The following is a 22,146-nucleotide window of genomic DNA, read 5'->3' on the forward strand; positions in this document are numbered from 1 at the left end:
AGCCTGTGGGGGGCTTGTGGGTTGCTTTGGCCTGTGGGGGGCTACTTGCTGGATGTTTCGCGGCGCCGTGATGGCGTTTCCTTCCTGATATCCGGTCTGATCGACCGTCGCGTGACGCCCGCCTGATGGGCGCAGCGGGATTGATCGGTGCCGCCATGGTCCAGTCGCTTGGGCTGGGCAGCGGCGTGCAGACCACGATCGTGACGCTCGATCGCGAATGGGCGACATCGCTGGCGCAGGAATTGCGCGACCACCATCTGCCGACCCTGACCCCGGCCAGCCCGGCGCGCTGGCGTGAGCATTTCGACACGGGCCGCGCCAATTGCGTGATCTTCGATCTCGATCACGGCAGCGAAGGCGCGTTCGACGCGATCGCCCAGATCAAGACCCAGTCCGAACATACGATGGTGGTGGCGGCGGCGTCGTCGCCGTCGATCAAGGTCGTGGTGAATGCGATGCGCGCCGGCGCGATCGATTTCGTCAACAAGCGCCAGCCGATGCGCGAGGCGCGCGAACAGATCTTCCAGGCCGCGGCACAGGCACGTCAGCGCGAAACCGCTCAGGTCGAGGGCAATGCCCATCGTGAGCGGATCGATGCGCTCAGCGCACGTGAGCGCGAAGTGCTGCGCCTGCTCGCGGCCGGCCTCGCGACCAAGCAGATCGCGCATCGCATGGAGCTCAGCCCGCGCACCGTCGAGATGTTCCGCCGCCGCATCCGGCAACGGCTGGAAGCCAATTCGATCGCCGAAGCGGTGAGCATCTGGATGGGCCACCGCGACCAGCCGCATCTGCGCGCCGTCGCCTGACGCGTCATCGGCTCAGACGCGGAGACGGCATCTTCGCATAGGGCGCTTTACGGTGCCCTCACCGTGTCATCCCCGCGAAAGCCCACTGCTGTCCGGAATTTCATTGGAGGCGCGCGACGGCGAGAATTCTCCTCCCTACGCGCAGCGTGGGGAGGGGGACTGCCAGCCAAAGGCTGGTGGTGGAGGGGAAATGGGATGTCTCCGCTTCGCGCTGCCTTCGAGCCGGATTCTCTTGTGATTTCTGGCAGCTACGGCGCTGGATAAGCCATCGCATTTCCCCTCCACCACCACGGCTCACGCCGTGGAGTGACGGGTCAATCGTGCCCCCGGCACGATCTTGGATTGCCGGGGGCAATCCAACCCGACACTCCCCCTCCCCATCTTCGATAGGGAGGAGAGGTTGGGCTGCGACTGTAAACCATGTCTCTACAGCAGGATCGTCAGTGCATTCCTCCGAATTACTGGGTTCGCGCCGAGCAGCCCGCAGCAAATCCCGGACACCAGTGCGCGAAAGCGGGGATCTCGCTTCTTCCTGTTCTTTCTGATGCTTCACGGAAAAGCTGGATCCCCGCTTTCGCGGGGATGACAGGTTGGAAGCATCGCAATCAGACTTCTGCAAAGGCCTCGTTTCCGCCGGCACGACGGTTGGGATATGAAGCCGGTCGCCGCAGACGAATGCCAGGAGGAATCGCGGTTCTTGTGTCCGCTTCGATTCCCCAAAAGGAAACGCCCGGCGACCTGTCGGTCACCGGGCGTCTTTTCGGCCGTCCTTCGGACGATGTGCCATTGCCGCTGGCTGGATGGGCAATGACGAAAGCAGCACCCCCACGACGCCGCATGACCGGGAACGACCGTCCCCCCGAAGCCAGCGAAACCCGGCGCGAGGAGGGCCGGTCTCGAATGGCTGGGAATGCGGACTGGAAACCGCGACACTGAAGCGCGGCCCGATCCGCAAACCGGATCCGGCGCTTTATCGGCGCCGGATCCAGCGGTGCCCGGTTTAACGCAGGAGCGAGAGAACGCTCTGCTGGCTCTGGTTCGCCTGGGACAGCATCGCGGTCGACGCCTGGCTCAGGATCTGCGCCTTGGCGAGCGCAGCGGTCTCGGCCGAATAATCGGCGTCCTCGATGCGCGACTTCGCGTCGGACAGGTTGGTCGAGTTGGTCGTCAGGTTGTTGACCACCGATTCAAGGCGGCTCTGGCCGGCGCCGAGCGAGGCGCGCGCCGCGTTGACCGAGTCGAGCGCGGTGTCGACATTGCCGATGGCGGTGCCGGCATTGGTGTCGCTGGTGACGCTGAACGCCGTCGTGACGCCGGTCAGCGCCGAGATCGACAGGCCGACGGTATCGCTGCTTTCCGCACCGGTCTGGATCGTGACGGTGGTCGCGGCCGAGGTGCTGAACAGCGTGACGTCGTTGAACTTGGTGTTGCTGACGATGCTGCTGATCTGGTTGGTCAACTCGGTCACTTCGGTCTGCATGTTGGTCCGGTCGGTACCGCTATAGGTGCCCGACTTGGACTGGACGGCCAGTTCGCGGACGCGCTGCAGCATGTTGGTGACTTCGTTGAGCGCGCCTTCGGCGGTCTGCGCCAGCGCGATGCCGTCATTGGCGTTGCGGATCGCCTGGTTCATGCCGCGGACCTGCGAGGTCATCGAGGTCGAGATGGCGAGGCCGGCGGCGTCGTCCTTCGCGCTGTTGATGCGTTTGCCGGTCGACAGGCGCTCCATGGCCGAGCCCAGCGCCTTGTTGGCGGAGTTCGAAGCGTTCGCTGCCCGCAGCGACGCCATGTTCGTATTGATAACTGTCATGTCTGGTCTCCAATTCTTGCCGACCCACGCCCCATCGGTGGGCCTGATGTCGCTTCAGGCAACACGTGCCGTCAGCAAGAGCGGCGAATGCATCCGGGAGTTAAGGGGATGACCCGAAATTAACCAGCTATTTCTTTGAAAAATAACGAGAATAATTAATCGCTACAGGGATTTTGCGGTACCCCCATTTGCGTCATCGTTAACCTTAACGGACCCATAACCATCGTATTGAAGTTGCCGGGGTTGGGGGGCATCGAACGATGACCAGACTAGATCATGACGATATCGTGTTGCGCGCCCATGGGCAGCTCGTCCATCGCGCATCGGCCATCTTCGCGGCATCGGCGGGCGACCGTGGCGACGCCGGCTGCACGGTGATCGCATCGGACGCCGAGCAGCCCGCGGGCCATCGCGGCCGCATCGTCGCTCTCGAACGCAGCAACATGCCGTCGATCGAGCGCCTGACCGCCAACCGGCTGAAGCTCGCTTATGACGATGGCGGATCCGAAGCCTCGCTCGCGGCACTCATCGCCTGCGTCACCAAGGCGGGCGACCCGATCGCCGCCGATCCCGAAAGCCTTGCGGTGCTCTCGCTTGCCGAGCGTCTTGCCGCCAGCGACATCCCCGTTCTCGTCAACGGCCCGACCGGCACCGGCAAGGAAGTGCTGGCGCGCTTCATCCATTCGCGCAGTGCGCGGGCCGACAAGCCCTTTATCGCGGTCAATTGCGCTGCGGTTCCCGAAGCGATGCTCGAGGCATTGCTGTTCGGCCATCAAAAGGGTGCCTTCACCGGCGCCCACGCTGCCGGCGAGGGCTTTTTCCGCGCGGCCGATGGCGGCACATTGCTGCTCGACGAGATCGCCGAGATGCCGCTTGCGCTTCAGGCGAAGCTGCTCCGCACGCTGCAGGAAGGCGAAGTCGTTCCCCTGGGCGCGACCAGGCCGATCAAGATCGACGTCCGCATCATCGCATGCGCCAACCGCGACCTGCCGCTCGAAGTCGAGGAAGGCCGGTTCCGCGCTGACCTTTTCTACCGGCTCAACGTCTTCCCGCTTTCGCTGCGCCCGCTGTGCGAGCGTCCCGAGGATATCGCGCCGCTCGCCTTCGCTCTGGCGCTGCGCCACGCGCCGGTCGGCGCGCCGCTGCCCTGGCTCGCTGCTGACGCGCTCAATGTGCTCAAGGCGCATAGCTGGCCGGGCAATATCCGCGAGCTCGAAAACGTCATGCGCCGGGCGCTGCTGCTGTCGAACGGCGATGGCGAGATCGGGTTGCGCCACATCCATTTCGATCGTCCGGCGCGGCTGGTGGCCGCGAACCCGGCCATCCCCCCGATGCAGCTGCCCAATGCGGTCCATGCGGTCGCGACGGACGGCGAGGCACTGAGCAAGGTCGTCCAGCTGTCCGAAGCGCGCGCCATCATGGCGACGCTGGAGGCCTGTGACGGCAGCCGCGTTCGCGCCGCGAAGCGCCTCGGCATCTCGGAGCGCACCTTGCGCTACCGCCTGGCGCGCTTCCGTGACGCCGGCCAGATGATTGCGGGAGGCACGGCATGACATCCCCGATCGGCGGCACTGCCGGCCTTCAGCAGATCCTGTCGATGCGGCAGGAGATGATCGACAAGAGCCAGCTGCTCCAGAATCTGCGCGTCGGCGGTGCCCAGTCCGAACCGCAGGGCGTTGCCCCCGCACAGGGCAATGGCCCGGCCGGCGGCTTCACCGACGCGCTCAAGACCGCGCTCGACGGCGTCAACGCCTCGCAGCAGCGCGCCTCCGATATCTCCGCCGCCTATGAGCGCGGCGAAGTCACCGACGTGTCGAAGGTCATGCTGGCCCGTCAGGAAGCGGGCATCGCCTTCGAAGCGACGCTGCAGGTCCGCAACAAATTGCTGTCTGCCTATCTCGATATCCTGCGCATGGGAGTCTGATAGATGAGCGATCTCGTTCCCACGGCGCCCGTGCCGCTCGGCAATCCCCGCCCCGGCGGGGGACAGCGCCTGCCGTTTCTCCAGCAGGTCAGCGGTTTTGCCGCCCAGCCTGCGGTCAAACGCACTTTGCCCTACGCCGCTGCCGTCGGTGTGCTGGGCTCGGCGGCGCTTGCCTGGATGATCCTGAGCCCCGCGCCGCAGCGCGTGCTTTATTCCGAACTCGGCGATTCCGAGAAAGCCTCGGTGACGCAGGCGCTCGACAAGGCCTCGATCCCCTACAAGCTCGATCCTAATTCGGGCGCAGTGACCGTGGGGGAGGGCGATATCTATCGCGCACGCATGATGGTCGCGTCCGACGGCGCGGTCGCGGCGCCGAGCAGCGGCACCGATCTTATCGACTCCATGCCGATCGGCGCCAGCCGCAGCGTCGAGGCCGAGCGTCTCCGCGCCGCGCGCGAGCGTGAGCTGCAATTGACGATCATGGAGATCGACGGCGTGGAATCGGTCCGCGTCCATCTGGCGCAGGCCGAGAAATCGGTATTCGTGCGCGACAATTCGCCGCCGCGCGCCTCGGTGATGCTCAAGCTCGCGCGCGGGCGCCAGCTGTCCGACGGTCAGGTCAGCGCGATCGTCAATCTGGTCACCGGATCGGTGCCGGGCCTGTCGAACGACGAGGTCAAGGTCATCGACCAGCATGGCCGGCTGGTGTCGGACCGGAATGCCGGCAGCGCCAATATCGACCGGCTGAACATGCAGGCGCGGATGGAAGAGAAGCTGCGCAGCCAAGTCTCGCAGCTGCTGGCGCCGATGTTCGGCGACGGCAATTTCTCCACCGAGATCCAGGTCGATCTCGACATGAATGCGGTCACCTCGGCGCGCGAGAGCTGGAACAAGGAAGGCGCCGTCCGCTCCGAAACCACGCAATCCTCGCCCATGGTTGAAAACACCATCGGTTATGGCGTGCCCGGCGCGCTGTCCAACACGCCGCCGCCGCCGACCCAGCTCGTGCCCGGTGCGCCGCAGGGCACGCCGGCCAAGCCGCCCGCGCCGGCGCCGGCGGCGTCCGCCGCCGCGACCCCGGCGCCCGGTACGCCCGGCGCAGCCGCCGCGGGCCAGGCGCCCGCCGCGCCCGCGCCCGATGTGGCGCAGAGCGCCACGCGCACTTATGAACTCGGCCGTGAGGTCGCGGTGTCGAACGGCGCGCCCGGCGACATCAAGCGATTGTCGGTCGCGGTCGTGCTCAGCAGCAGCGCGATGGCATCGCGCAAGCCCGCCGATATCGCGCAGATCAAGGCACTGGTCGGCGCCGCCGTCGGCGCAAATCCGCAGCGCGGCGACCAGGTCGAAGTCATCGCCCGCAAGTTCCAGAGCGAAGCGGCCGTCGTCGTGCCCTTCTACCAGGAGGCCTGGTTCGCGACCGTGCTGCGCAATGCCGTCGCGCTGATCTGCGTCCTGCTGCTGATCTTCTTCGGTCTGCGCCCCGCCATCGCGGCGATGCGCCGCAATCGCGAGGAGAAGGCTGAGAGCGACGGGGACGGACCGCGCGCGCAAGTCGCGAATGACGCCGGCGCGGACGGAGCGCCGATGTCGACCGAAGCGCTGCTGACCGGCCGTCTCGACCAGATGAAGCTCGCCGATCAGGTCGGGTTCGCCCAGCGCTTCATCAGCGAACAGCCCGACAGCGCGATGGCGGCGATCCGCCAGATGCTTGCCGAAGCCGATTCCACCAAGGCCGAGGCGGCATGACCGAGCATAAATCCGATTTCACCAAGGCCGAACGCGCTGCGATCATGATCATGATCATGGACGATGAGCAGGCCGCCGAAGTGCTGCGCCATCTCGAGCCGCAGGAACTGCGCCTGCTCGGTCAGGCGATGTGCGACCTCAAGGACGTGGCGCCGTCGCAGGTCGCCGCGACCATCGGCGGTTTCCTCGATCGCACCCGGCGCCAGGGGCTGGTCAGCCACGACAATACCGGCCGGGTCCGCAACCTGATGAACATGGCGCTGGGCGAGCGCAAGGCCGACAGCCTGATGTCGCGCATCGCGCCCGCCGCGAAGACCAGCTCGATCGAGCTCACCAAATGGCTCGACGCCTCGGTGATCACGCCTTTGGTCAAGAACGAGCATCCTCAGCTGATCGCGGTCCTGCTCACCAATCTGGAGCCCGAGACCGCCGCGCAGGTGCTGCATGCCCTGCCCAGGGCGCTCCAGCCCCAGGTGGTGCATCGCATCGCGACATTGGGGCCGGTCACCGCGGGTGCGCTCACCATGCTCGAAACCGTGTTGTCGCAGCGGATCACCGACAATCATGGCCCCGCCGCGCTCAATCTCGGCGGTCCGCGCGAAGCGGCGGAGATCATCAACAGCGCGTCGCGCGCCACCGAAAAGCGGATCATGCCCGAACTGGCCAAGATCGACCGGCTGGTCGCCAAGCAGATCGAAGGCGAGATGTTCAAGTTCGACCATCTGCTGTCGATCGACGACAAGTCGATGGGGGCGCTGCTGCGCGAGATCGATTCCGAACAGCTCATCGTCGCGCTCAAGGGGCTCGAGGACGAGGACCGCGAAGCGTTCTTCCGCTGCATGTCGAGCCGCGCCGCCGATGGCGTGCGCGACGAGATCGAAGCGCGCGGCCGGATCAAGCTCAGCGAAGTGGTCGACGCGCAAAAGGCGATCGTCCAGATCGCGCGGCGGCTCGCGGCCGAAGGCACGATCTCGTTCGGCGCCGGCGATGACGATTATGTCTGAGCCGACCCATGACTAGGGCCTTGTCGATCACCGAACTGGCCGAATTGCTCGCGCGCGATCCAGGCGGCGAATTCGCCTTCGAAAGCGCCGGTTTCGACGCCGAGGCATTTGACGGTGACGATCTCGATGTTTTCGATGCCGGGCAGGCGGCTCAGCCGCGATCGGCCGCCGATTTCGCGGCATCGTCCGGCAATGCCGCCCAGGCCTATAGCGAAGCGTCGCCGTCCGGGCCCCGCCATTTCGCCCCCAATCCGGATATCGCCCGGGCCTTGGGCGTCATGCCGCAATCCTCCGATGAGGATCCGATCCGCCAGGCCTGGAAATCGGGCTTCGAGGACGGCGTCGCCACCGAGAAACGGCTGGCGCGCGAAATGCAGGGTGAGGATGTGGCGGCGCTGACCGCCTTTGGCGATCAGATCCGCCAGATCGATGCCGCCGGCATGCAGATGCTGGAATGCCGGATACGCGATGCGGTGGTGGCGCTGTGCCGGCAAGTGATCGACGAGTGTCCGATCGCACCCGACCGGCTCGCCGCGCGGATCGAGACCGCCGTCCGCATGCTTGCGGCCGGGCACAATGAAAAACGCGTCGAGGTCAGCCCCGGCGATCTGAAGCTGCTCGGCGGTCTGCTGCCCGCCGAATGGACGCTGACCGCCAATCCCGATCTCACGCGCGGCGCCATCCGCGTGATGACGCCCGAAGGCGGCATAGAGGACGGCCCCGAACAATGGAAACTGGCGCTGGAAGAGGCGATCCGCACATGCTGAACAGCCTTGTCGCGCTGCTCGACCGATTCGAAGCGGCGGAGATCGATGGCGGACTGCACAGTTTTGGCCGCCTGACCGCCTGCGACGGCCAGTTGCTCGAAGTCAGCGGCCTCGCGGTGCCGATCGGCACCCAATGCCTGGTCGATTATCAGCCTGGGCGCAGCGTTGCCGCCGAAGTCATCGGCTTCCGCAACGGGCTTTCCATCATGATGCTGCTTGCCGATCCCATCCTGATCCGGCCGGGCGCGATCGTCCGGCCCGCGGGCCTGCCCGGACTGGTGCCGGTGGGGCATGAATTTCTCGGCCGCTCGGTCGACGGTGAAGGACGCCCGATCGACGGCGGCCGGCCGATCCGCTCGGCCGAATTGTGGCCGGTGGGCGGCATTCGCGGCAATCCGCTCGACCGCAGCCCCGTTCGCCTGCCTTTCGATACCGGCGTGCGCGCGCTCAATGCGCTCACCACATTCGGGATCGGCCAGCGCGTCGGCATCATGGCGGGGTCGGGCGTCGGCAAATCGGTGCTGCTCGGCATGATCGCCGATGGGGCCCGGGCGGATGTCGTGATTGTCGGCCTGATCGGCGAGCGCGCCCGCGAGGTTTCCGATTTTGTCCAGCATCGCATGGCGGGCGAGATGCGCCACCGCACCGTCGTCGTCGCGGTGCCGGCCGATCACGCGCCCAACCTGCGCGTTCGCGGCGCGCTGCATGCGACCGCGCTCGCCGAATATTTCCGTGCCCAGGGGCTGTCGGTGCTGCTGATCATGGACAGCCTGACCCGCGTCGCGCACGCCGCGCGCGAAATCGCGTTGCTGCTCGGTGAGCCCTGTTCGGCGCGCGGCTATCCGCCCTCGGCGCTGTCGACCTTGACCAAATTGGTCGAGCGCGCGGGCAATTCGGGCGAAAGCGGCGGGGCGATCACCGGCATCTACACCGTGCTCGCCGATGGCGACAATCAGGACGATCCGGTGGTCGATACCGCGCGATCGATCCTCGATGGCCATATCGTGCTCTCGCGCGATCTTGCCCAGCGCAATCAATATCCGGCGATCGACGTCGCCGCATCGCTCAGCCGGGTGATGAGCGACATCGTCGAACGCGATCATATGAAGATCGCGCGCGAGTTCCGCGCGCTGTCCGCCACTTACGAAACCAATCGCGACCTGATCCTGATGGGGGCGTACCGCGCCGGCAGCGATGCCGGGATCGATCGCTCGATCGCGATGCACGAACATCTCCAGCATTTCATCTGCCAGGCCGAGGAAGAGCGCGTGCCGCTGACCGATAGCATCGGCCAGCTTGCCGCACTGCTTGGCCATGGCCAATGATCCCGCGCGGCTGAAGCGATTGCGCCGGATCGAAAAGGTCCGCGCCGTCGCCAAGGAAATGAAGCTCGCCGAGGCGGCGCGTGCCGAAAGCACGCTGCACCAGCTGCGTGGCCTTGCCGAACGGACGCGGGAGATGGCGGCGGGCTATGCGGCGCGCGCCGATCCGACCGATGCCGGCCAGCTTGCCGGCATGTTCACTTTCTCGCAGTCGCTCAATCGCATGTCGGACAAGGTCTCGGCGGATGCGGCGACCGCGCAGCATCTTGCCGATCGCCTGGGTCGCGACGTCCATGCCGCGGAACGCAGCCGTGCCACCGCGCAGGAGCGTGCGGACGATTACCAGGCCGCCTTGGCGCGCGCGGCGGCGACGAACTACGCCGATGCACCCGGCCGAAAAGGGTTTGGCACGAAGTTTGAATAGCAAAGGGCGAACCCGTTCGAGGACCTTTGCCCCAATGCCCGATGTTGCCGCCCCGATCCTCCAGCCAATGGCGCAATTCCTGGCGATTGGCGTGCCGATTGTAGCCGATGGGGCGGTTGCGGGGGATTTTGCGGCGCTGCTCGCCCAGCAGGTCGTCGATATGCCGGCGCCGACCTTGCCGGTACCCGGCAAGATCTTGCCGGCCGGCCGGCAAGACTTTGCCGCCCTGCCGTTGCCGGTCGTGATCATGCCGGGCGAAGCCACCCCGGACGGCGATATCGAAGATGCGGTCGATGGCGATGCCGAGAGCGACGACGATCTGGCCGCAAGCGCGCCGCTTCCCGAAGCCCTGTTCCCGATCCTCGCAATGCTGACCCAGCCCATTTCGACGCCGACGCGACCGGAGCCGGTGACCGCCGAACGCCCTGCCACCATCACCGTCACCGCCGGGGACGCTCGTCGCCTGGAGATGCCCGCGATCGTGCCCGCCGAGGTGCGTGCGCAGATGGCCGCTCCAGCCGCCAACCCGGCCGCCGCGCCGATCGCCGATCAGGCCGCGATCATTGCCGATATCGCCGATACGGCCGCACCGGCTCGCCCGGCGTCGGTTCAGCCGGCCCAGCTTCAACCGGCCCGGCTTCAACCGGCACCGGCACACAGCGTCGCGTTCGTGATGCGCGCGGCGCCTGTCGCCGTGTCTGCCGCGACGCCGATCGTCCAGCCGGCCTTGGCACCCGTCATCGAAATCCGGGCCGCGGAGTTACAGACCGCCGATGCCGAAGCGCCGGTGCAGGATGCCCGGCCGGTCCGCTTCGTGCCGCAGCCGGTGGCCGAAGCGCGCAACGCCGCGTTCGCATTGAACGCCGATCCGGTTGCCGAGCCCGTCTCGCACAAGCGGCGCGCAATCGTGGATCCCGCCGCGACCACCGATGCTTCGGGCCTGCCCGTCACGACGTCGACCGAAATCCGCGGCGTGGCCGCACCCTCGGCGACCGGCGCGATCGACGCCATGCCCCGCGATCGCGCGGCCGCCTTGGTGGAAACCATCGCGACGCTGCGCAGCGAGGCCAAGGGCGGCACGCTCAATCTGGCGATCCAGCATGACGATTTCGGCCCGATCGCGATCCGCTTCGAACAGGCCGACGACAGCGTCGTCGTCCGCTTCGACACGCGCGACGCCGATCTGGCGCGGATGATCGCCGATGCCACGCCCGATCTGAAAGCCGCCGGCGAACCGCACGGCATGCGCTTCGAACGCCGTGACGGCGCCGGCACCGGCGCGAACATGGGCAGCTCGCACGATGCGCCGCGCCACGGCCGTGAACCGGCCGGCACCCGATCCGACCAACAACGGCCACAGTCCGGCGCGACGCGCGGCCGTGGCGGCATTTTCGCCTGACATTGACCTTCCGGAGACCATGAGATGAGCACCGCAAAGACCGTGGGCGCCCCCGAGGCACCAGTGAAGAAGAGCAAGGGGCTGATGATCAAGCTGCTCGCCGGGGCCACGCTGATCGGCGCCGGTGGCGGCGTCGCTTATGGCCTGATGCTGCAGGGCGTGATCGGCAGCGCCGCCGAGGCCAAGGAAGACAATAATCCCAAATTCGTCCGCAAGGGCGAGGCGGATCCCTATGCGCCGGCGGGCGAGGGGCATGGCGAGGGCGCGGGCGCGAAGGAGATCGACGGCGAGGGCGGCGAACCTTATCGCACCAGCTATTACAGCTTCAACGACGAGTTCACCTCGAACCTTCGCGAGAGCGGCCATTTCGTCCAGTTGAGCCTGGCCGCCTCGACCAATTATGACGGGCGCGTCCTGCTCTGGCTCAAGAAGCACGAACTGGCGATCCGCTCGGCCATATTGATCGTGCTCGCCGACACCAGCGAGGCCGAGGCCTATAGCGTCGTCGGCAAGGAAAGGCTTCAGAAGCGGCTGACCGACGCGATCAACAAGGTCCTCGTCACCAATGAAGGCTTTGGCGGCGTCAAGGCCGTCTATTTCAAGTCGTTCATCGTCCAGTGAACGCGCATGTCGGCCTTTCCAGCGACGGGCGGGGCCCGTCGGCGCAGCACGCGGGCACGCTGCTGTCGGGCAGCCAGTCGGCCGCGCTCGATCTGGATCCGCTCAACCAGCTTGCCGGGCGCCTTCGCAAGGGCATGAAGATGGGCCTGGAGCCCATTCTCCACACTCTGCCCGAAGTGACGCTGCAGCCCGCGGCGATGATGCGCTACGACGCCTATATGGCCGACGTTCCGTCGCTGGCCAGCAACAGCCTGTTCCGCATGAAGCGCTCCGATGCGCGTTTCCTGCTGTCGGTCGATGGTGGCGCGATCATGCGCCTGGTCGATCGCTATTTCGGCGGCAGCGGCGCGGCCGATCTCGTCCTGCCCCAGGAATTCCCGATGTCGGCCGAACTGATGATCGACCGGCTCGAAACGATGATCGTCGCGCGCCTCGCCGATGCGATGGGCACGTCCACCGTGCCGGAGATCGAGCGCGAGAAGCATGAGGCGACGATTGCGCATCTCGCCTATCTCGAGCCGAGCGACCAGATCGTGCTGTCGCGGATGACCGTCAGCGAGGCCGCGCGCGACCCCTGGCATATCGATTTCGTCTTTGCCGGCACTGCGCTCCGCATGCTGGTGCCGAAGCTCACCAACCGCGTCACCAGCAGGCGGCCCGGCCATGCCGACTGGGACGATATGGTCCAGTCGCCGCTGGGCGAAGTGCCGCTGTCGATCCGCGCGGTCATGGCGGAAACCTCGATCTCGATGGCGACGATCGCTGCACTCGAACCCGGCCAGATACTGCCGATCTCGCTGGCCCGTCACATCGCGCTGCGCGTCGGCGAACAGGCGATCGGCTTCGGCACCATGGGCAAGCATGACGACCGCATGGCGGTCCGCATCAAGCAGATCCTCAAGGACTAAGGACCAGATGATGACCATCACCGCGAAGAAATTCGACATATTGAAGGACGTCGACGTCCGTCTGACGGTCGAGCTCGGCCGCACCAATCTGAAGCTCAAGGAACTGCTCGCGCTCGGCGAGGACAGCGTCGTGACGCTCGACAAGCTGTCCGACGAGCTGCTCGACGTGCTCGTCAACGGCACGCTGATCGCGCGCGGCGAAGTGGTGACGCAGGGCGACCGTTTCGGCCTGCGCATCGTCGAGCTCGCCAACCGCGCCGGCGGCAGCGACGAGGATGCCGCCTGATGCTCTGGTACATCGTCAAGCTGCTGGTGATATTGCCGATGATCGCGGGGCTGGCCTATGGCAGCCTGCGTCTCGCCAAGCATATGCAGGGGCGCCTGTCGCCCAACCAGGGTGATCGCATCGCCAAGATCATCGAATCCTCGATGCTCTCGCCCGGCATCAAGATCGCCGTCATCGAATTCCATGGCCGCGAGATCCTGGTGTCGGCGACGCGCAACGGCCTCGTCACCCTGGCCGAGGCGCCGGCGCGTCCGCGTGCCGTTTCCGCGCACGGAGACGTCAAGTGAAGCGTATCCTGTTCGCATTGTGTTTCATGGCGGTTCTGATCGCGCCCGAACTGGCGCATGCCGCCGCCGCCGCGCCGGCGGCGATGCCGGCCGTGCCTGCGGCGCTGCCCGGCGCGCTCGATCGCGCATTCGGCGAGATCAGCGGCAATCAGGGCGGCAGCATGTCGCTGTCGCTCCAGTTCCTGCTCATCATGGGTCTGCTCACGATCCTGCCGAGCCTGTTGCTGATGATGACCAGCTTCACGCGCATCCTGATCGTGCTCGCGATCCTGCGCCAGGCGCTCGGTCTCCAGCAATCGCCGCCCAATCAGGTGCTGATCGGCCTGTCGCTGTTCCTGTCGCTGTTCGTGATGGCACCCGTGCTCGAACAGGTGAACACCAACGCCATCCAGCCCTATTCGGCGGGCACGATCAATGCCGAACAGGCGATCGCCAAGGGTGGCGAGAGCTTCCATGCCTTCATGGTCACGCAGACGCGCAAGACCGATCTGCAGATGTTCTCCGAGATGGCCGGGCAAAAGGGTTACGCGCGCGCCGCCGACATCCCCTTTTCGATCCTGATGCCCGCCTTCGTCACCAGCGAGTTGAAGACCGCCTTCCAGATCGGTTTCCTCGTCTTCCTGCCATTCCTCGTCATCGATCTCGTCATCGCCAGTGTGCTCATGTCGCTCGGCATGATGATGATGTCGCCGACCGTCGTCTCATTGCCCTTCAAGCTGCTGCTGTTCGTCCTGGTCGACGGCTGGGCGCTGCTGATGGGCTCGCTCGCCGCCAGCTTCGGAACCTGATCCCATGGACAACGCAACCTCGCTTCTCGAACTCGCCAACCGGACGATGTGGATCGTGGCGCTCGTCGCGGCGCCCGTCCTGCTTTCCTCGCTGGCGGTCGGCCTCGTCGTCGGCATGATCCAGGCGGCGACCTCGGTGAACGAACAGACGCTGACCTTCGTGCCCAAGCTGGCGGTCACCGCATTCGTGCTGGTGCTGTTCGGCGGCTCGATGATGGGCCTGATGACCGATTTCACCCAGGACCTGTTCGCGATGATCCCGGAGATCACCCGGTGATAGCGATCGATTTCGGCTTCGGAAGTATCGAGGCCGAATTATGGCGGATGATGTTCGTGATGACGCGGATCGGCGCGGCGCTGATCGCCGCTCCGATCTTCAGCTCGGCCGGCGTGCCGGTGCAGCTGCGCGTCGCGATCACCGGCGCCATCGCGATCCTGGTGACGGCATGGACCGACGTGGCGGCGCCCGCGGCGCTGCTGTCCGCGGCGGGCCTGGTCGCGGTCGCCAGTGAAGTGATGATCGGCCTTGCAATGGGTTTCGTCATCCAGCTGACCTTCGCTGCGCCCACCATCGCCGCCGAAGTGATCAGCGGCACCATGGGCATGAGCATCGCCACCGCCGCCGATCCCAATTCGGGCGCGGGATCGACTGCGCTCGGCCAATATTTCTCGATCCTGCTGACGCTCGCCTTTCTCGCGGTCGACGCGCATCTCGAATTCGTCTCGCTGATCGTGCGCAGCTATGCGGTTTTCCCGCCGGGCGGGGCCTGGCTGTCGGCCGCCCAGTTCGAACAGGTCGTCGATTTCGGCGGTGACATGCTGGTGACCGCGGTGTTCCTCGCGCTGCCGGTCACCTTGATCCTCGTGCTCGTCAATGTCGTCACCGGCATCGTCAGCCGGTCCGCGCCCTCGCTCAACCTGTTCGCGCTCGGCCTGCCGGCCAGCGTCTTCGCCGGCATCATCGCGCTCGTCATCGCGGCGCCGCTGCTCAACGAACAGCTTCTCGGCCTGGCGGGCGACGCCGTCGCCGATGTCGAAACCATGCTGGTGGCCCGATGAGCGAGCAATCCGGCGAAAAGACGTTCGCACCAAGCGAAAAGCGGCTGCGCGATGCCGCGAAGAATGGCGATGTCCTGCGCTCGCGCGAACTGGCGACTGCCGTCGTCGTGCTGGCGGGCGTCGCCTGGCTCTGGTTCGCCGACGACTGGATGATGGCGAATTTCACCGAGGTCTTTCATATCGGCCTGCGCTGGGACCGTGCGGCGCTCGACAATTTCGAACCGGGCGCGATCCTGCGCGCGGTGCTCGGCGCCGCCCTGCCGATGGTGCTGATGCTCGGCGTCGTCACGATCATCGTCTCGCTCGCCTCGCAGCTCGCTTTCGGCCATGGCCGTTTCATCGCCGGCAATGTCGCGCCCAAATTCAGCCGCATCAATCCGCTCTCGGGCCTCAAGCGCATGTTCGGCGCCAATGGCTGGATCGAGCTGGGCAAGGCGCTGGTCAAGGTCGCGCTGCTCGGGGCGATCGCCTGGTGGTTCGCCCAGGGCGTGATCGGCTCGATCCTGGGGCTCGGCCGCGGCAATCTGTTCGGGCAGCTCGATTATGCCTGGGATCTGCTGATCCGGCTGATGTTCACGCTCTCCGCCGGCCTGATCGTCATCGCGATGTTCGATTTTCCGATGCAGCTGATCCGCCAGCTCGGGCGCCTCAAGATGACGCATCAGGAAATGCGCGACGAGCATAAGGAAAGCGAAGGATCACCCGAGAAAAAGGCCGCGATCCGCCAGCGCCAGCGAGAGATCGCCAAGGGCGGCGTCCATCGCGCGATGCGCGACGCGCAATTCGTGATCACCAACCCGACCCATTTCTCGGTGGCGCTGGCCTATGATCCGACGCGCGCCTCCGCACCGATCGTGCTCGCCAAGGGGCGCGGCGAAAAGGCGCTGGCGATGCGTGAGCTGGCGAAGGAACTCGACCTGCCGGTGCTCGAATATCCGATGCTCGCCCGCTCGGTCTATTTCACCACGCGCGAGAATATGGTGATCCGTGAGGAGCTGTTCATCGCGGTCGCCTCGGTGCTGGCCTTCGTCATGTCGCTGAAGCGCGGCGAGCGGCCCCAGCGCCCGGTGATCGACGTGCCCATGGCGCTGCGCTTCGACGAATTCGGGCGCGCGAGCGCATGAACCAGGTCCGGCATTAAGTTTCGGACCAGAGGGCCGTTCTTGCGATCATGGCATCGATCATCTCATCATTGGGCGCCGGCAGCGGCATCGACATGGCGGCGCTCACCACGCAGCTGGTCGAGGCGCAATTCTCCGCCAAGATCGCGCGGCTCGACAAGCGGGACGAACAGCTCGACGCGCAGATTTCCGCCGCATCGTCGATGAAGAACAAGATCCAGTCGCTGGCGAACGCGCTGGGCGATCGGGTCCGCACCGGCGATCTGACGCCGCTGCCGACCATCGCCAATGCCGCGGTCGCGACGGTCAGCCGCGCGTCGGTCGCGGCGCCGAAATCGGGTTCCTATTCGCTCGAAGTGCTGGCGCTGGCGCGATCCCAGTCGGTGGCGAGCACGCCTTATGCCAGTGCCGCGAGCAATGTGGGGTCGGGTACGCTGACATTGCGCTTCGGCGCGGTCGACGGCGCGACTTTCACCGCCGATGCGGACCGCAATCCCGTGGCGATCACCATCGCGTCCGGCGCGACGCTCCAGGATGTCGCGGACGCGATCAACGGTTCGGGCAGCGGCGTTTCCGCCTATGTCGCGGTGACGACGACGGGTGCGAAGCTGGTGATGAAGGGCGCCGAGGGCGCCGAGAACGGCTTTACCATCGAAGCGAGCGAAACCGTGGGCGACCCGGGGCTGGCGGCTTTGGCATGGGCGCCGGGCGGCACCTCGTCCGCGCAGGTTCTGTCGAATGCCGGCGATGCGCTCTACCGGCTCGACGGGCTCGAAATGTCGAGCCCGATCAACACCGTGACCAGCGCGATCAACGGCCTGTCGATCTCGCTCACCGGCACCAATATCGGCAATCCGACGCGGATCGGTTTTTCCAATCCGTCACCGAACATCACCAGCGCGCTGACCGATTTCGTATCCGCTCTCAACGAGATCAAGGCCGAAATGGCCGAGGCGATGGACGCCCAGACCGGCGATATCCGCCGCGACAATGGCGCGCAGGCGCTGCGCCGCGACCTTGCCGGCCTGACCTCGCGCATCATCATGCCCAATGCCGCCGAGGGCGAGCCCGCGACGCTGGCGCAGCTCGGCGTGAAGACCAATCGCGACGGCAGCTATGCGCTCGACACCGCGGTGCTGGCCAAGGCGCTCGCCGACAATCCGGAGGCGGTGGCGGCGATGTTCACCCCCGGCCTTTACGGCGTCTATGCGGAGATGGACCGGATCTCGCGCGGCACGTCCGCGGTCGGCAATCCCGGCTCGCTCGCCGCGTCGATCCAGCGTTATTCGAGCATGAAGACCAGCATCGTCGAGGATCGCGCGGATCTGGGCGAAGCATCGGAGAAGCTGCGCGCGCGACTGAGCAAGCAGTTCACCGTTGCCGACACGCGCGTCGCCGGATTCAAATCGACGCTGACCTTCCTGCAGAACCAGGTTGCCGCCTGGAACAAGTCGGACTGATATGCTCGCGCTCAGCAAAGATCCCGCCGCGACCTATCGCCGCATCGAATTCGACGCCCGGGTCAGCGGCGCCGGCCAGGCCGAACTCGTGACCCTGCTGCTCGAGGAACTGCTCTCCGCGCTGCAATCGGCGCTGTTCGCCTATGATCATGGCCATAATCAGCGCAAGAGCGCGGCGATGACCCGCGCGATCGCGGTGCTCACGACAATGGAGCTGGGCGTGACGCCCGGTCCCGCTGACGGCATCGGCGCGACCCTGCTCCAATTCTACCGGGGCGGCAAACGCACGATCCTCGATTCGGTGGTCCGCTTCGATCGCGAAGCGATTGCGCGCCTGCACGGCGATTTCGAGGATATTCGCCGGTCGTTCGTTCAGCGCTGAGTGTGGCAAGCGGCGCGTCCGCGCCTGCTTGACGAACTGAAATAGGGCGCGCGATTGCGCAACAATTTCGTCCATTCCCGACGCGTCAGCGGCAGTTTCGATCGCAGTAGCTCGCTGTATCGCGCCGGCGAATAGAGGGTCGGCCAGTCGGACCCGAAGACGAACCGCTTCATGCCGATCTCGCGCATCTTCGCCGTATAGGCCAATATCAGTGCCGGGTCCGTTTCCTCGTCGACCACGATCAGCGCGACGTCGAAAACGAGATTCTTCGTACCCGGCTTCCCGTGTCTGATCGCCTCGGCATAGCGGCCGATCGCGGCGACGGCGGCGGCATCCAGCCGGCCCGATCCGCCGCCATGCGCGATCTGCACGGGCGTATCGCCCGCGAAGGGCAGGATGCGATCGATGAAGTTGTCGACGTCGGAGACGGGATAATCCGCCTCGCTGCGCACATGCGCGACGATGGCCAGCCGGTTGTCGCGCGCGAAGGCGAAGATCCGCGCGAGCCTTTCGACATGGTCGGACGAACGCGGCTCGAAACCCGCATTGCCGAGCTGGATCTTGATGCCCGTCACGCCTGGCCGGCAGGCCCAGTATCGCAGTTCGTCCATCGCGAAGTCGCTCAACGGGTTGATGCCGATGAACGCCAGCAGCCGCCCGCCCGACGCCTGCGCCGCCGCGACGGTGTCGGCATTCTCGATCCGCGTCAGCCGCGCGGCCTCGGCGGGCGGCAATGTGCTGAAGCGCGATGCGAACATATAGGCTTCGGACAGCAGCACGCCCTGGCGGATCCCCGCCTCGTCGAGCGTCTTCAGCACGTCGGCGAGCGTGCGGGTCTTCAGCAGGTCCTTGTTCAGCCGCTCGAACCGCTCGGGCGAGTCCGCCGCCGCCTTTTTGATCTGGACGGTGACCTCCGGCCCTTGGATGTGGAGATGGTGGTCCGCGGCGGGGGGCCGGGGTTTCCCCGCCGCGTGCACGGCTCCCCCGGCCGTGAGGCTCAACGCCATCGCGGCCAGGGCGACCTTTGCAGTCTTCACTAGAACCGGATCCGCGCGCCGGCCGAGAAATAGGTGCCGATCACGTCGTAATAGGGCGAGTAGGTCGACGACTTGGGCGGATCCTTGTCGAACAGGTTGGAGACGTCGATGTACAGTTCCGCCTTGGGGCCGCCGCCCGGCATCGCCACTTTCACCGTGGCGCCCAGATCGACATAGGCAAAGGCGGGGATCCGCCCGTTGACGTTGTTGACCGTATTGTCGGTATTGCCCGCCGAGATATAGCGGCCGCGCATATAGGCGCCGAACGCCGGCCCGTCATAGCTGACGCTCGCGGTCGCTCGCAGCTTCGGCACGCCGAAGCCGAAGGCGAAATTCTGCGACTTCACATATTCGATCCGGCTGATGCCGTCGTCGGTGGTCAGGCTGTTCACCCAGCTCGCCAGCCCGCGCAGCGTCATGCGTCCCTCGCCCAGCCGAAAGCCGTAGGACAGGTCCAGGTCGATGCCGTCGGTCTTGTAGCGTGAAAGGTTCACGTTCGACGACAGCACCTGCAATATGTTGCCGGCGCCGTCGCGCTGGACACGTACGCAAAGATCCTGATTGCCGTTGGCGCAACGCGCGACGATGTCCTGCGCAGCGAGTGTCACGATCACATCGTCGATCTTGATCTTGTAATAATCGATCGAGACGCTGAGACCGGGGAGCGATGGCGGTGAGAAGACGAAGCCACCCGTCATCGTATCGGCCGTTTCGGGCATCAAGTTCGGATTGCCGCCGCCGATGACGGTCACCTGCGAGCTTTGCCCGGTGACGGGATCGGCCACCGGGGTCGTCCCTTGAGTCCGCGTCGTGAACAGTTCCGACAGATTGGCCGATCGGATGTCGCGAGACCGGGTGAAGCGCCCGCGAAAACCGGGGAAGAATTCGTTGGTCACGCCCAGCTTCCACGACCAGATCGATCCGGTCGTGCTGTAGTCGCTGACCCGGACGGCGCCGTTGAACTGCAGGTCGTTGAGCAGGGCGACATCTTTGACGATCGGCACGAGCACTTCGCCGAACGCTTCCTTGACGGTGAATTTGCCCGCCAGCGGCGCGGTGTTGAAGCTGGTGAACGCGCGCGCCAGCGAAAGCGGATCGGCGACCTGGTTGATCGCCTCGCGCCGCGCTTCGGTGCCGATCGCGATCGAGACCGGACCGGCCGGCAGGTCGAAGGGCTCGCCGCGCAGGCTGATGCCGCCGACATCGAGTTGCGACTTCGCCCGGATCGACGGTGATCCGGTGGCATAGGCGGCCGCGGCGGCGGAGACATTGCCGTCGCCGAACAGGTTGATCGGCACGCAATTCGTCGTCGGATTGGCCAGCGCGACGCGGCAGATCGGCTGGCCCGTCACCGGGCTGATCAGCGAATCGATCGCCTGCGCGAAATTCTGCGTCAGGATCTGGTTGTGCGTGCTCTGCCGGTTCCGCGTCTCGCCATGGCTGTAATAGGCGCTCCACCGCCAGCTTTCGCCGAACCGGCCGTCGAGCGCGATCGTGCCCTGCGTCGTCGGCCGGTCGATATCGAATTCCAGCGTCGCGAAATCGCTGTTGAAGCGGCCGAAGGTGAAGCTGGTCTGCCCGGCGGCGGCAAGCTGCGCGCGCACCGTCGCGGGCAGGAAGGCGTTGTCGCTCTTGATCGTGATCGTGCCGCGGCTGTTGTCGGCATAGGCGTCGTACCGGTTGTAGAAGCGCGAATGCCGGATCTCCGCCGTCACCTTCAGCGCGTCGGAGAGTTCGTAGCCGATCCGGCCGAGCATATTGTAGCGTCGGATCGGCGCGACCAGCGGCGCCACATCGTCGTTGCTGGGTCCCTCGCCGCCGAGCATCGACGTGCCGATCACCTTGCCGAACTGGAAGTCGCGCAGCGTGCCGTCGGGATTGAACGCCTTGTTGCGCAGCGCACCGGACAGGATCAGCCCGCCCACCGCGGCATTGGCGAAGCCGACATCGGGCGCCAGATAGAATGCGCCAGCGCCGTTGGAGACTGACGACCAGCGCCCGGCATTGCGGCGCAGCGTGCGCGGCTGGATGCCCTGATTGTCATAATATTCGCCGCCGATCAGGATATGGCCGCGTCCACCCGCGAAGGATTTGCCGAACGCGCCTTCGAAGCGATAACCATCATAATCGCCGCGGCTGGAAATCGTGGCTTCGCCGCCAAGCTTCACGCCATCCAGCCTGTCGTCGAGCGCGATGTTGACCACGCCCGCGACTGCACCCGAACCCCAGGCTGCCGATGCGCCGCCGGTGACGATGTCGACGCTCCGGATCAAGATGGTGGGAACGGTGTTGAGATCGTTGTCCGCCGAAAATCGGCGCCCGTCGAGCAGCACGAGGGTGCGCGCGATGCCCAGGCCGCGCAGGTCGACGGGGGACGATCCGCCATCGGAATTGGTGGTCGTCACCTGCGGTCCGCGTGTGCCGCGAAACTGGGGCAAGTCGTTCAACGCCTCCGCGACGTTGCTCGGCCCGCCCATCTTCAGCGTCTGCGCGGTCACCGAGACGACGGGCGTCGGTGCCTCGAACGCGCGGTCGATGCGCGATGCGGTGACGACGATCTCGCTGGTCTCGGGCTCCGCAGGCGGATCCTCGGCGGCGATGGCCGACACCGGCTGGGCGGCCAGGGTGACGGTGCCGTTCTGGTTCGACGTGATCGCAAGGCCAAGCGGCGCGATCAGCCGGTCGAGCGCCTGGCGCGGTGTGAGCTTGCCCCGGACGGCGGGCGTGCGCCGGCCATTCACCGCGGCATAGGGAAAGACGATCTGGCGGTCGGCCTGTTTCGCCCATTCGTTGAGGCCGTTGGCGGCCGCCTGCGCGGGAATGTCGAAGCGCTGGCTTCGCTCCTGCGCGGATGCCGGTGCCGCAATCGCGATGCAGCCGATGCTCGCGCCGCCGATGATCGCTGCCCGCAGCGCCGAATGATAATCTCGCATTTTCATCCCCCCGAATTTGCCGGCCGGTCGGCCGTGCGGGGCATTGACGCGTCTGTCGGCGC

General features: G+C 66.1%; 22 protein-coding genes. 19 read left to right on the forward strand and 3 right to left on the reverse strand.

What is annotated here, in order from left to right; all coding sequences use genetic code 11:
* Nucleotides 1-125 precede the first annotated feature (125 nt).
* Nucleotides 126-806: a response regulator transcription factor gene (locus AC3WN8_RS11020; RefSeq protein ID WP_492669457.1), complete on the forward strand. Its 681-nt coding sequence runs from the start codon at nucleotides 126-128 to the stop codon at nucleotides 804-806.
* Between the two features lie 1,000 nt (nucleotides 807-1,806).
* Here AC3WN8_RS11020 and AC3WN8_RS11025 read toward each other — a convergent pair.
* On the reverse strand, nucleotides 1,807-2,616 hold the full coding sequence (locus AC3WN8_RS11025; protein ID WP_492669458.1) for a flagellin N-terminal helical domain-containing protein: 810 nt from the start codon (nucleotides 2,614-2,616) through the stop codon (nucleotides 1,807-1,809).
* Nucleotides 2,617-2,876: 260 nt separating this feature from the next.
* Here AC3WN8_RS11025 and AC3WN8_RS11030 point away from each other — a divergent pair, with 260 nt between their 5' ends.
* The 18 genes from AC3WN8_RS11030 to AC3WN8_RS11115 are packed head-to-tail and all read left to right on the forward strand — an operon-like array spanning nucleotide 2,877 to nucleotide 18,114.
* Nucleotides 2,877-4,169 (forward strand): sigma-54 interaction domain-containing protein, encoded by a 1,293-nt coding sequence (locus AC3WN8_RS11030; protein ID WP_492669459.1) that lies wholly within the window; start codon nucleotides 2,877-2,879, stop codon nucleotides 4,167-4,169.
* Nucleotides 4,166-4,540 carry a flagellar hook-basal body complex protein FliE gene (gene fliE, locus AC3WN8_RS11035; protein WP_492669460.1) on the forward strand — a complete coding sequence of 125 codons (375 nt, stop codon included), beginning with the start codon at nucleotides 4,166-4,168 and terminating at the stop codon, nucleotides 4,538-4,540. Before AC3WN8_RS11030 ends, fliE begins: the two co-directional genes overlap by 4 nt.
* 3 nt (nucleotides 4,541-4,543) lie before the next feature.
* Nucleotides 4,544-6,286: a flagellar basal-body MS-ring/collar protein FliF gene (fliF, locus tag AC3WN8_RS11040; RefSeq protein WP_492669461.1), complete on the forward strand. Its 1,743-nt coding sequence runs from the start codon at nucleotides 4,544-4,546 to the stop codon at nucleotides 6,284-6,286.
* Nucleotides 6,283-7,290, forward strand: coding sequence for a flagellar motor switch protein FliG (gene fliG / locus AC3WN8_RS11045; RefSeq protein WP_492669462.1), 1,008 nt, complete (start codon nucleotides 6,283-6,285; stop codon nucleotides 7,288-7,290). Before fliF ends, fliG begins: the two co-directional genes overlap by 4 nt.
* An 8-nt stretch (nucleotides 7,291-7,298) precedes the next feature.
* A complete protein-coding gene (locus AC3WN8_RS11050) occupies nucleotides 7,299-8,057 on the forward strand; it encodes a FliH/SctL family protein (protein ID WP_492669463.1) in 759 nt (252 codons plus the stop codon).
* The gene (locus AC3WN8_RS11055; RefSeq protein WP_492669464.1) at nucleotides 8,051-9,382 is read left to right on the forward strand and encodes a FliI/YscN family ATPase; all 1,332 of its coding nucleotides are present in this window, start codon (nucleotides 8,051-8,053) and stop codon (nucleotides 9,380-9,382) included. Before AC3WN8_RS11050 ends, AC3WN8_RS11055 begins: the two co-directional genes overlap by 7 nt.
* Nucleotides 9,372-9,803 carry a hypothetical protein gene (locus AC3WN8_RS11060; RefSeq protein ID WP_492669465.1) on the forward strand — a complete coding sequence of 144 codons (432 nt, stop codon included), beginning with the start codon at nucleotides 9,372-9,374 and terminating at the stop codon, nucleotides 9,801-9,803. The genes AC3WN8_RS11055 and AC3WN8_RS11060 overlap by 11 nt, the downstream gene beginning before the upstream one ends.
* Before the next feature lie 34 nt (nucleotides 9,804-9,837).
* Nucleotides 9,838-11,202: a hypothetical protein gene (locus tag AC3WN8_RS11065; protein ID WP_492669466.1), complete on the forward strand. Its 1,365-nt coding sequence runs from the start codon at nucleotides 9,838-9,840 to the stop codon at nucleotides 11,200-11,202.
* Between the two features lie 24 nt (nucleotides 11,203-11,226).
* Nucleotides 11,227-11,823, forward strand: coding sequence for a flagellar basal body-associated FliL family protein (locus AC3WN8_RS11070; protein WP_492669467.1), 597 nt, complete (start codon nucleotides 11,227-11,229; stop codon nucleotides 11,821-11,823).
* Nucleotides 11,820-12,731: a FliM/FliN family flagellar motor switch protein gene (locus AC3WN8_RS11075; protein ID WP_492669468.1), complete on the forward strand. Its 912-nt coding sequence runs from the start codon at nucleotides 11,820-11,822 to the stop codon at nucleotides 12,729-12,731. Before AC3WN8_RS11070 ends, AC3WN8_RS11075 begins: the two co-directional genes overlap by 4 nt.
* A gap of 10 nt (nucleotides 12,732-12,741) precedes the next feature.
* The gene (gene fliN / locus AC3WN8_RS11080) at nucleotides 12,742-13,017 is read left to right on the forward strand and encodes a flagellar motor switch protein FliN (RefSeq protein WP_492669469.1); all 276 of its coding nucleotides are present in this window, start codon (nucleotides 12,742-12,744) and stop codon (nucleotides 13,015-13,017) included.
* On the forward strand, nucleotides 13,017-13,304 hold the full coding sequence (locus AC3WN8_RS11085) for a flagellar biosynthetic protein FliO (RefSeq protein ID WP_492669470.1): 288 nt from the start codon (nucleotides 13,017-13,019) through the stop codon (nucleotides 13,302-13,304). Before fliN ends, AC3WN8_RS11085 begins: the two co-directional genes overlap by 1 nt.
* Nucleotides 13,305-13,330: 26 nt before the next feature.
* Nucleotides 13,331-14,092, forward strand: coding sequence for a flagellar type III secretion system pore protein FliP (fliP, locus tag AC3WN8_RS11090; RefSeq protein WP_492669519.1), 762 nt, complete (start codon nucleotides 13,331-13,333; stop codon nucleotides 14,090-14,092).
* Between the two features lie 4 nt (nucleotides 14,093-14,096).
* A complete protein-coding gene (gene fliQ, locus AC3WN8_RS11095) occupies nucleotides 14,097-14,369 on the forward strand; it encodes a flagellar biosynthesis protein FliQ (protein WP_492669471.1) in 273 nt (90 codons plus the stop codon).
* On the forward strand, nucleotides 14,366-15,151 hold the full coding sequence (fliR, locus tag AC3WN8_RS11100) for a flagellar biosynthetic protein FliR (protein ID WP_492669472.1): 786 nt from the start codon (nucleotides 14,366-14,368) through the stop codon (nucleotides 15,149-15,151). Before fliQ ends, fliR begins: the two co-directional genes overlap by 4 nt.
* Nucleotides 15,148-16,275 (forward strand): EscU/YscU/HrcU family type III secretion system export apparatus switch protein, encoded by a 1,128-nt coding sequence (locus tag AC3WN8_RS11105; RefSeq protein ID WP_492669473.1) that lies wholly within the window; start codon nucleotides 15,148-15,150, stop codon nucleotides 16,273-16,275. The genes fliR and AC3WN8_RS11105 overlap by 4 nt, the downstream gene beginning before the upstream one ends.
* 47 nt (nucleotides 16,276-16,322) lie before the next feature.
* The gene (fliD, locus tag AC3WN8_RS11110) at nucleotides 16,323-17,732 is read left to right on the forward strand and encodes a flagellar filament capping protein FliD (protein ID WP_492669474.1); all 1,410 of its coding nucleotides are present in this window, start codon (nucleotides 16,323-16,325) and stop codon (nucleotides 17,730-17,732) included.
* Between the two features lies 1 nt (nucleotide 17,733).
* Entirely contained in the window at nucleotides 17,734-18,114 is a 381-nt protein-coding gene (locus AC3WN8_RS11115) for a flagellar protein FliS (RefSeq protein WP_492669475.1), read from the forward strand.
* Here AC3WN8_RS11115 and AC3WN8_RS11120 read toward each other — a convergent pair.
* Both AC3WN8_RS11120 and AC3WN8_RS11125 read right to left on the reverse strand, forming a co-directional pair.
* The gene (locus AC3WN8_RS11120; protein ID WP_492669476.1) at nucleotides 18,105-19,151 is read right to left on the reverse strand and encodes an amidohydrolase family protein; all 1,047 of its coding nucleotides are present in this window, start codon (nucleotides 19,149-19,151) and stop codon (nucleotides 18,105-18,107) included. The genes AC3WN8_RS11115 and AC3WN8_RS11120 overlap by 10 nt on opposite strands.
* Nucleotides 19,151-22,084, reverse strand: coding sequence for a TonB-dependent receptor (locus tag AC3WN8_RS11125; protein WP_492669477.1), 2,934 nt, complete (start codon nucleotides 22,082-22,084; stop codon nucleotides 19,151-19,153). The genes AC3WN8_RS11120 and AC3WN8_RS11125 overlap by 1 nt, the downstream gene beginning before the upstream one ends.
* Nucleotides 22,085-22,146: the final 62 nt, after the last annotated feature.

The organism is Sphingobium sp. FW305-3-2-15-F-TSA7 (assembly GCF_058787155.1).

Bases quoted from the DNA above. Each gene is read 5' to 3' on its own strand.
- AC3WN8_RS11125 (WP_492669477.1), bottom strand. From the start codon at position 22,084: ATGCGAGATTATCATTCGGCGCTGCGGGCAGCGATCATCGGCGGCGCG.
- AC3WN8_RS11020 (WP_492669457.1), top strand. From the start codon at position 126: ATGGGCGCAGCGGGATTGATCGGTGCCGCCATGGTCCAGTCGCTTGGG.
- fliP (WP_492669519.1), top strand. From the start codon at position 13,331: ATGGCGGTTCTGATCGCGCCCGAACTGGCGCATGCCGCCGCCGCCGCG.
- AC3WN8_RS11030 (WP_492669459.1), top strand. From the start codon at position 2,877: ATGACCAGACTAGATCATGACGATATCGTGTTGCGCGCCCATGGGCAG.
- AC3WN8_RS11025 (WP_492669458.1), bottom strand. From the start codon at position 2,616: ATGACAGTTATCAATACGAACATGGCGTCGCTGCGGGCAGCGAACGCT.
- AC3WN8_RS11085 (WP_492669470.1), top strand. From the start codon at position 13,017: ATGCTCTGGTACATCGTCAAGCTGCTGGTGATATTGCCGATGATCGCG.
- fliD (WP_492669474.1), top strand. From the start codon at position 16,323: ATGGCATCGATCATCTCATCATTGGGCGCCGGCAGCGGCATCGACATG.
- fliN (WP_492669469.1), top strand. From the start codon at position 12,742: ATGACCATCACCGCGAAGAAATTCGACATATTGAAGGACGTCGACGTC.
- AC3WN8_RS11060 (WP_492669465.1), top strand. From the start codon at position 9,372: ATGGCCAATGATCCCGCGCGGCTGAAGCGATTGCGCCGGATCGAAAAG.
- AC3WN8_RS11115 (WP_492669475.1), top strand. From the start codon at position 17,734: ATGCTCGCGCTCAGCAAAGATCCCGCCGCGACCTATCGCCGCATCGAA.
- AC3WN8_RS11065 (WP_492669466.1), top strand. From the start codon at position 9,838: ATGCCCGATGTTGCCGCCCCGATCCTCCAGCCAATGGCGCAATTCCTG.
- AC3WN8_RS11105 (WP_492669473.1), top strand. From the start codon at position 15,148: ATGAGCGAGCAATCCGGCGAAAAGACGTTCGCACCAAGCGAAAAGCGG.
- AC3WN8_RS11050 (WP_492669463.1), top strand. From the start codon at position 7,299: ATGACTAGGGCCTTGTCGATCACCGAACTGGCCGAATTGCTCGCGCGC.
- fliE (WP_492669460.1), top strand. From the start codon at position 4,166: ATGACATCCCCGATCGGCGGCACTGCCGGCCTTCAGCAGATCCTGTCG.
- fliG (WP_492669462.1), top strand. From the start codon at position 6,283: ATGACCGAGCATAAATCCGATTTCACCAAGGCCGAACGCGCTGCGATC.
- fliQ (WP_492669471.1), top strand. From the start codon at position 14,097: ATGGACAACGCAACCTCGCTTCTCGAACTCGCCAACCGGACGATGTGG.
- AC3WN8_RS11070 (WP_492669467.1), top strand. From the start codon at position 11,227: ATGAGCACCGCAAAGACCGTGGGCGCCCCCGAGGCACCAGTGAAGAAG.
- fliF (WP_492669461.1), top strand. From the start codon at position 4,544: ATGAGCGATCTCGTTCCCACGGCGCCCGTGCCGCTCGGCAATCCCCGC.
- AC3WN8_RS11055 (WP_492669464.1), top strand. From the start codon at position 8,051: ATGCTGAACAGCCTTGTCGCGCTGCTCGACCGATTCGAAGCGGCGGAG.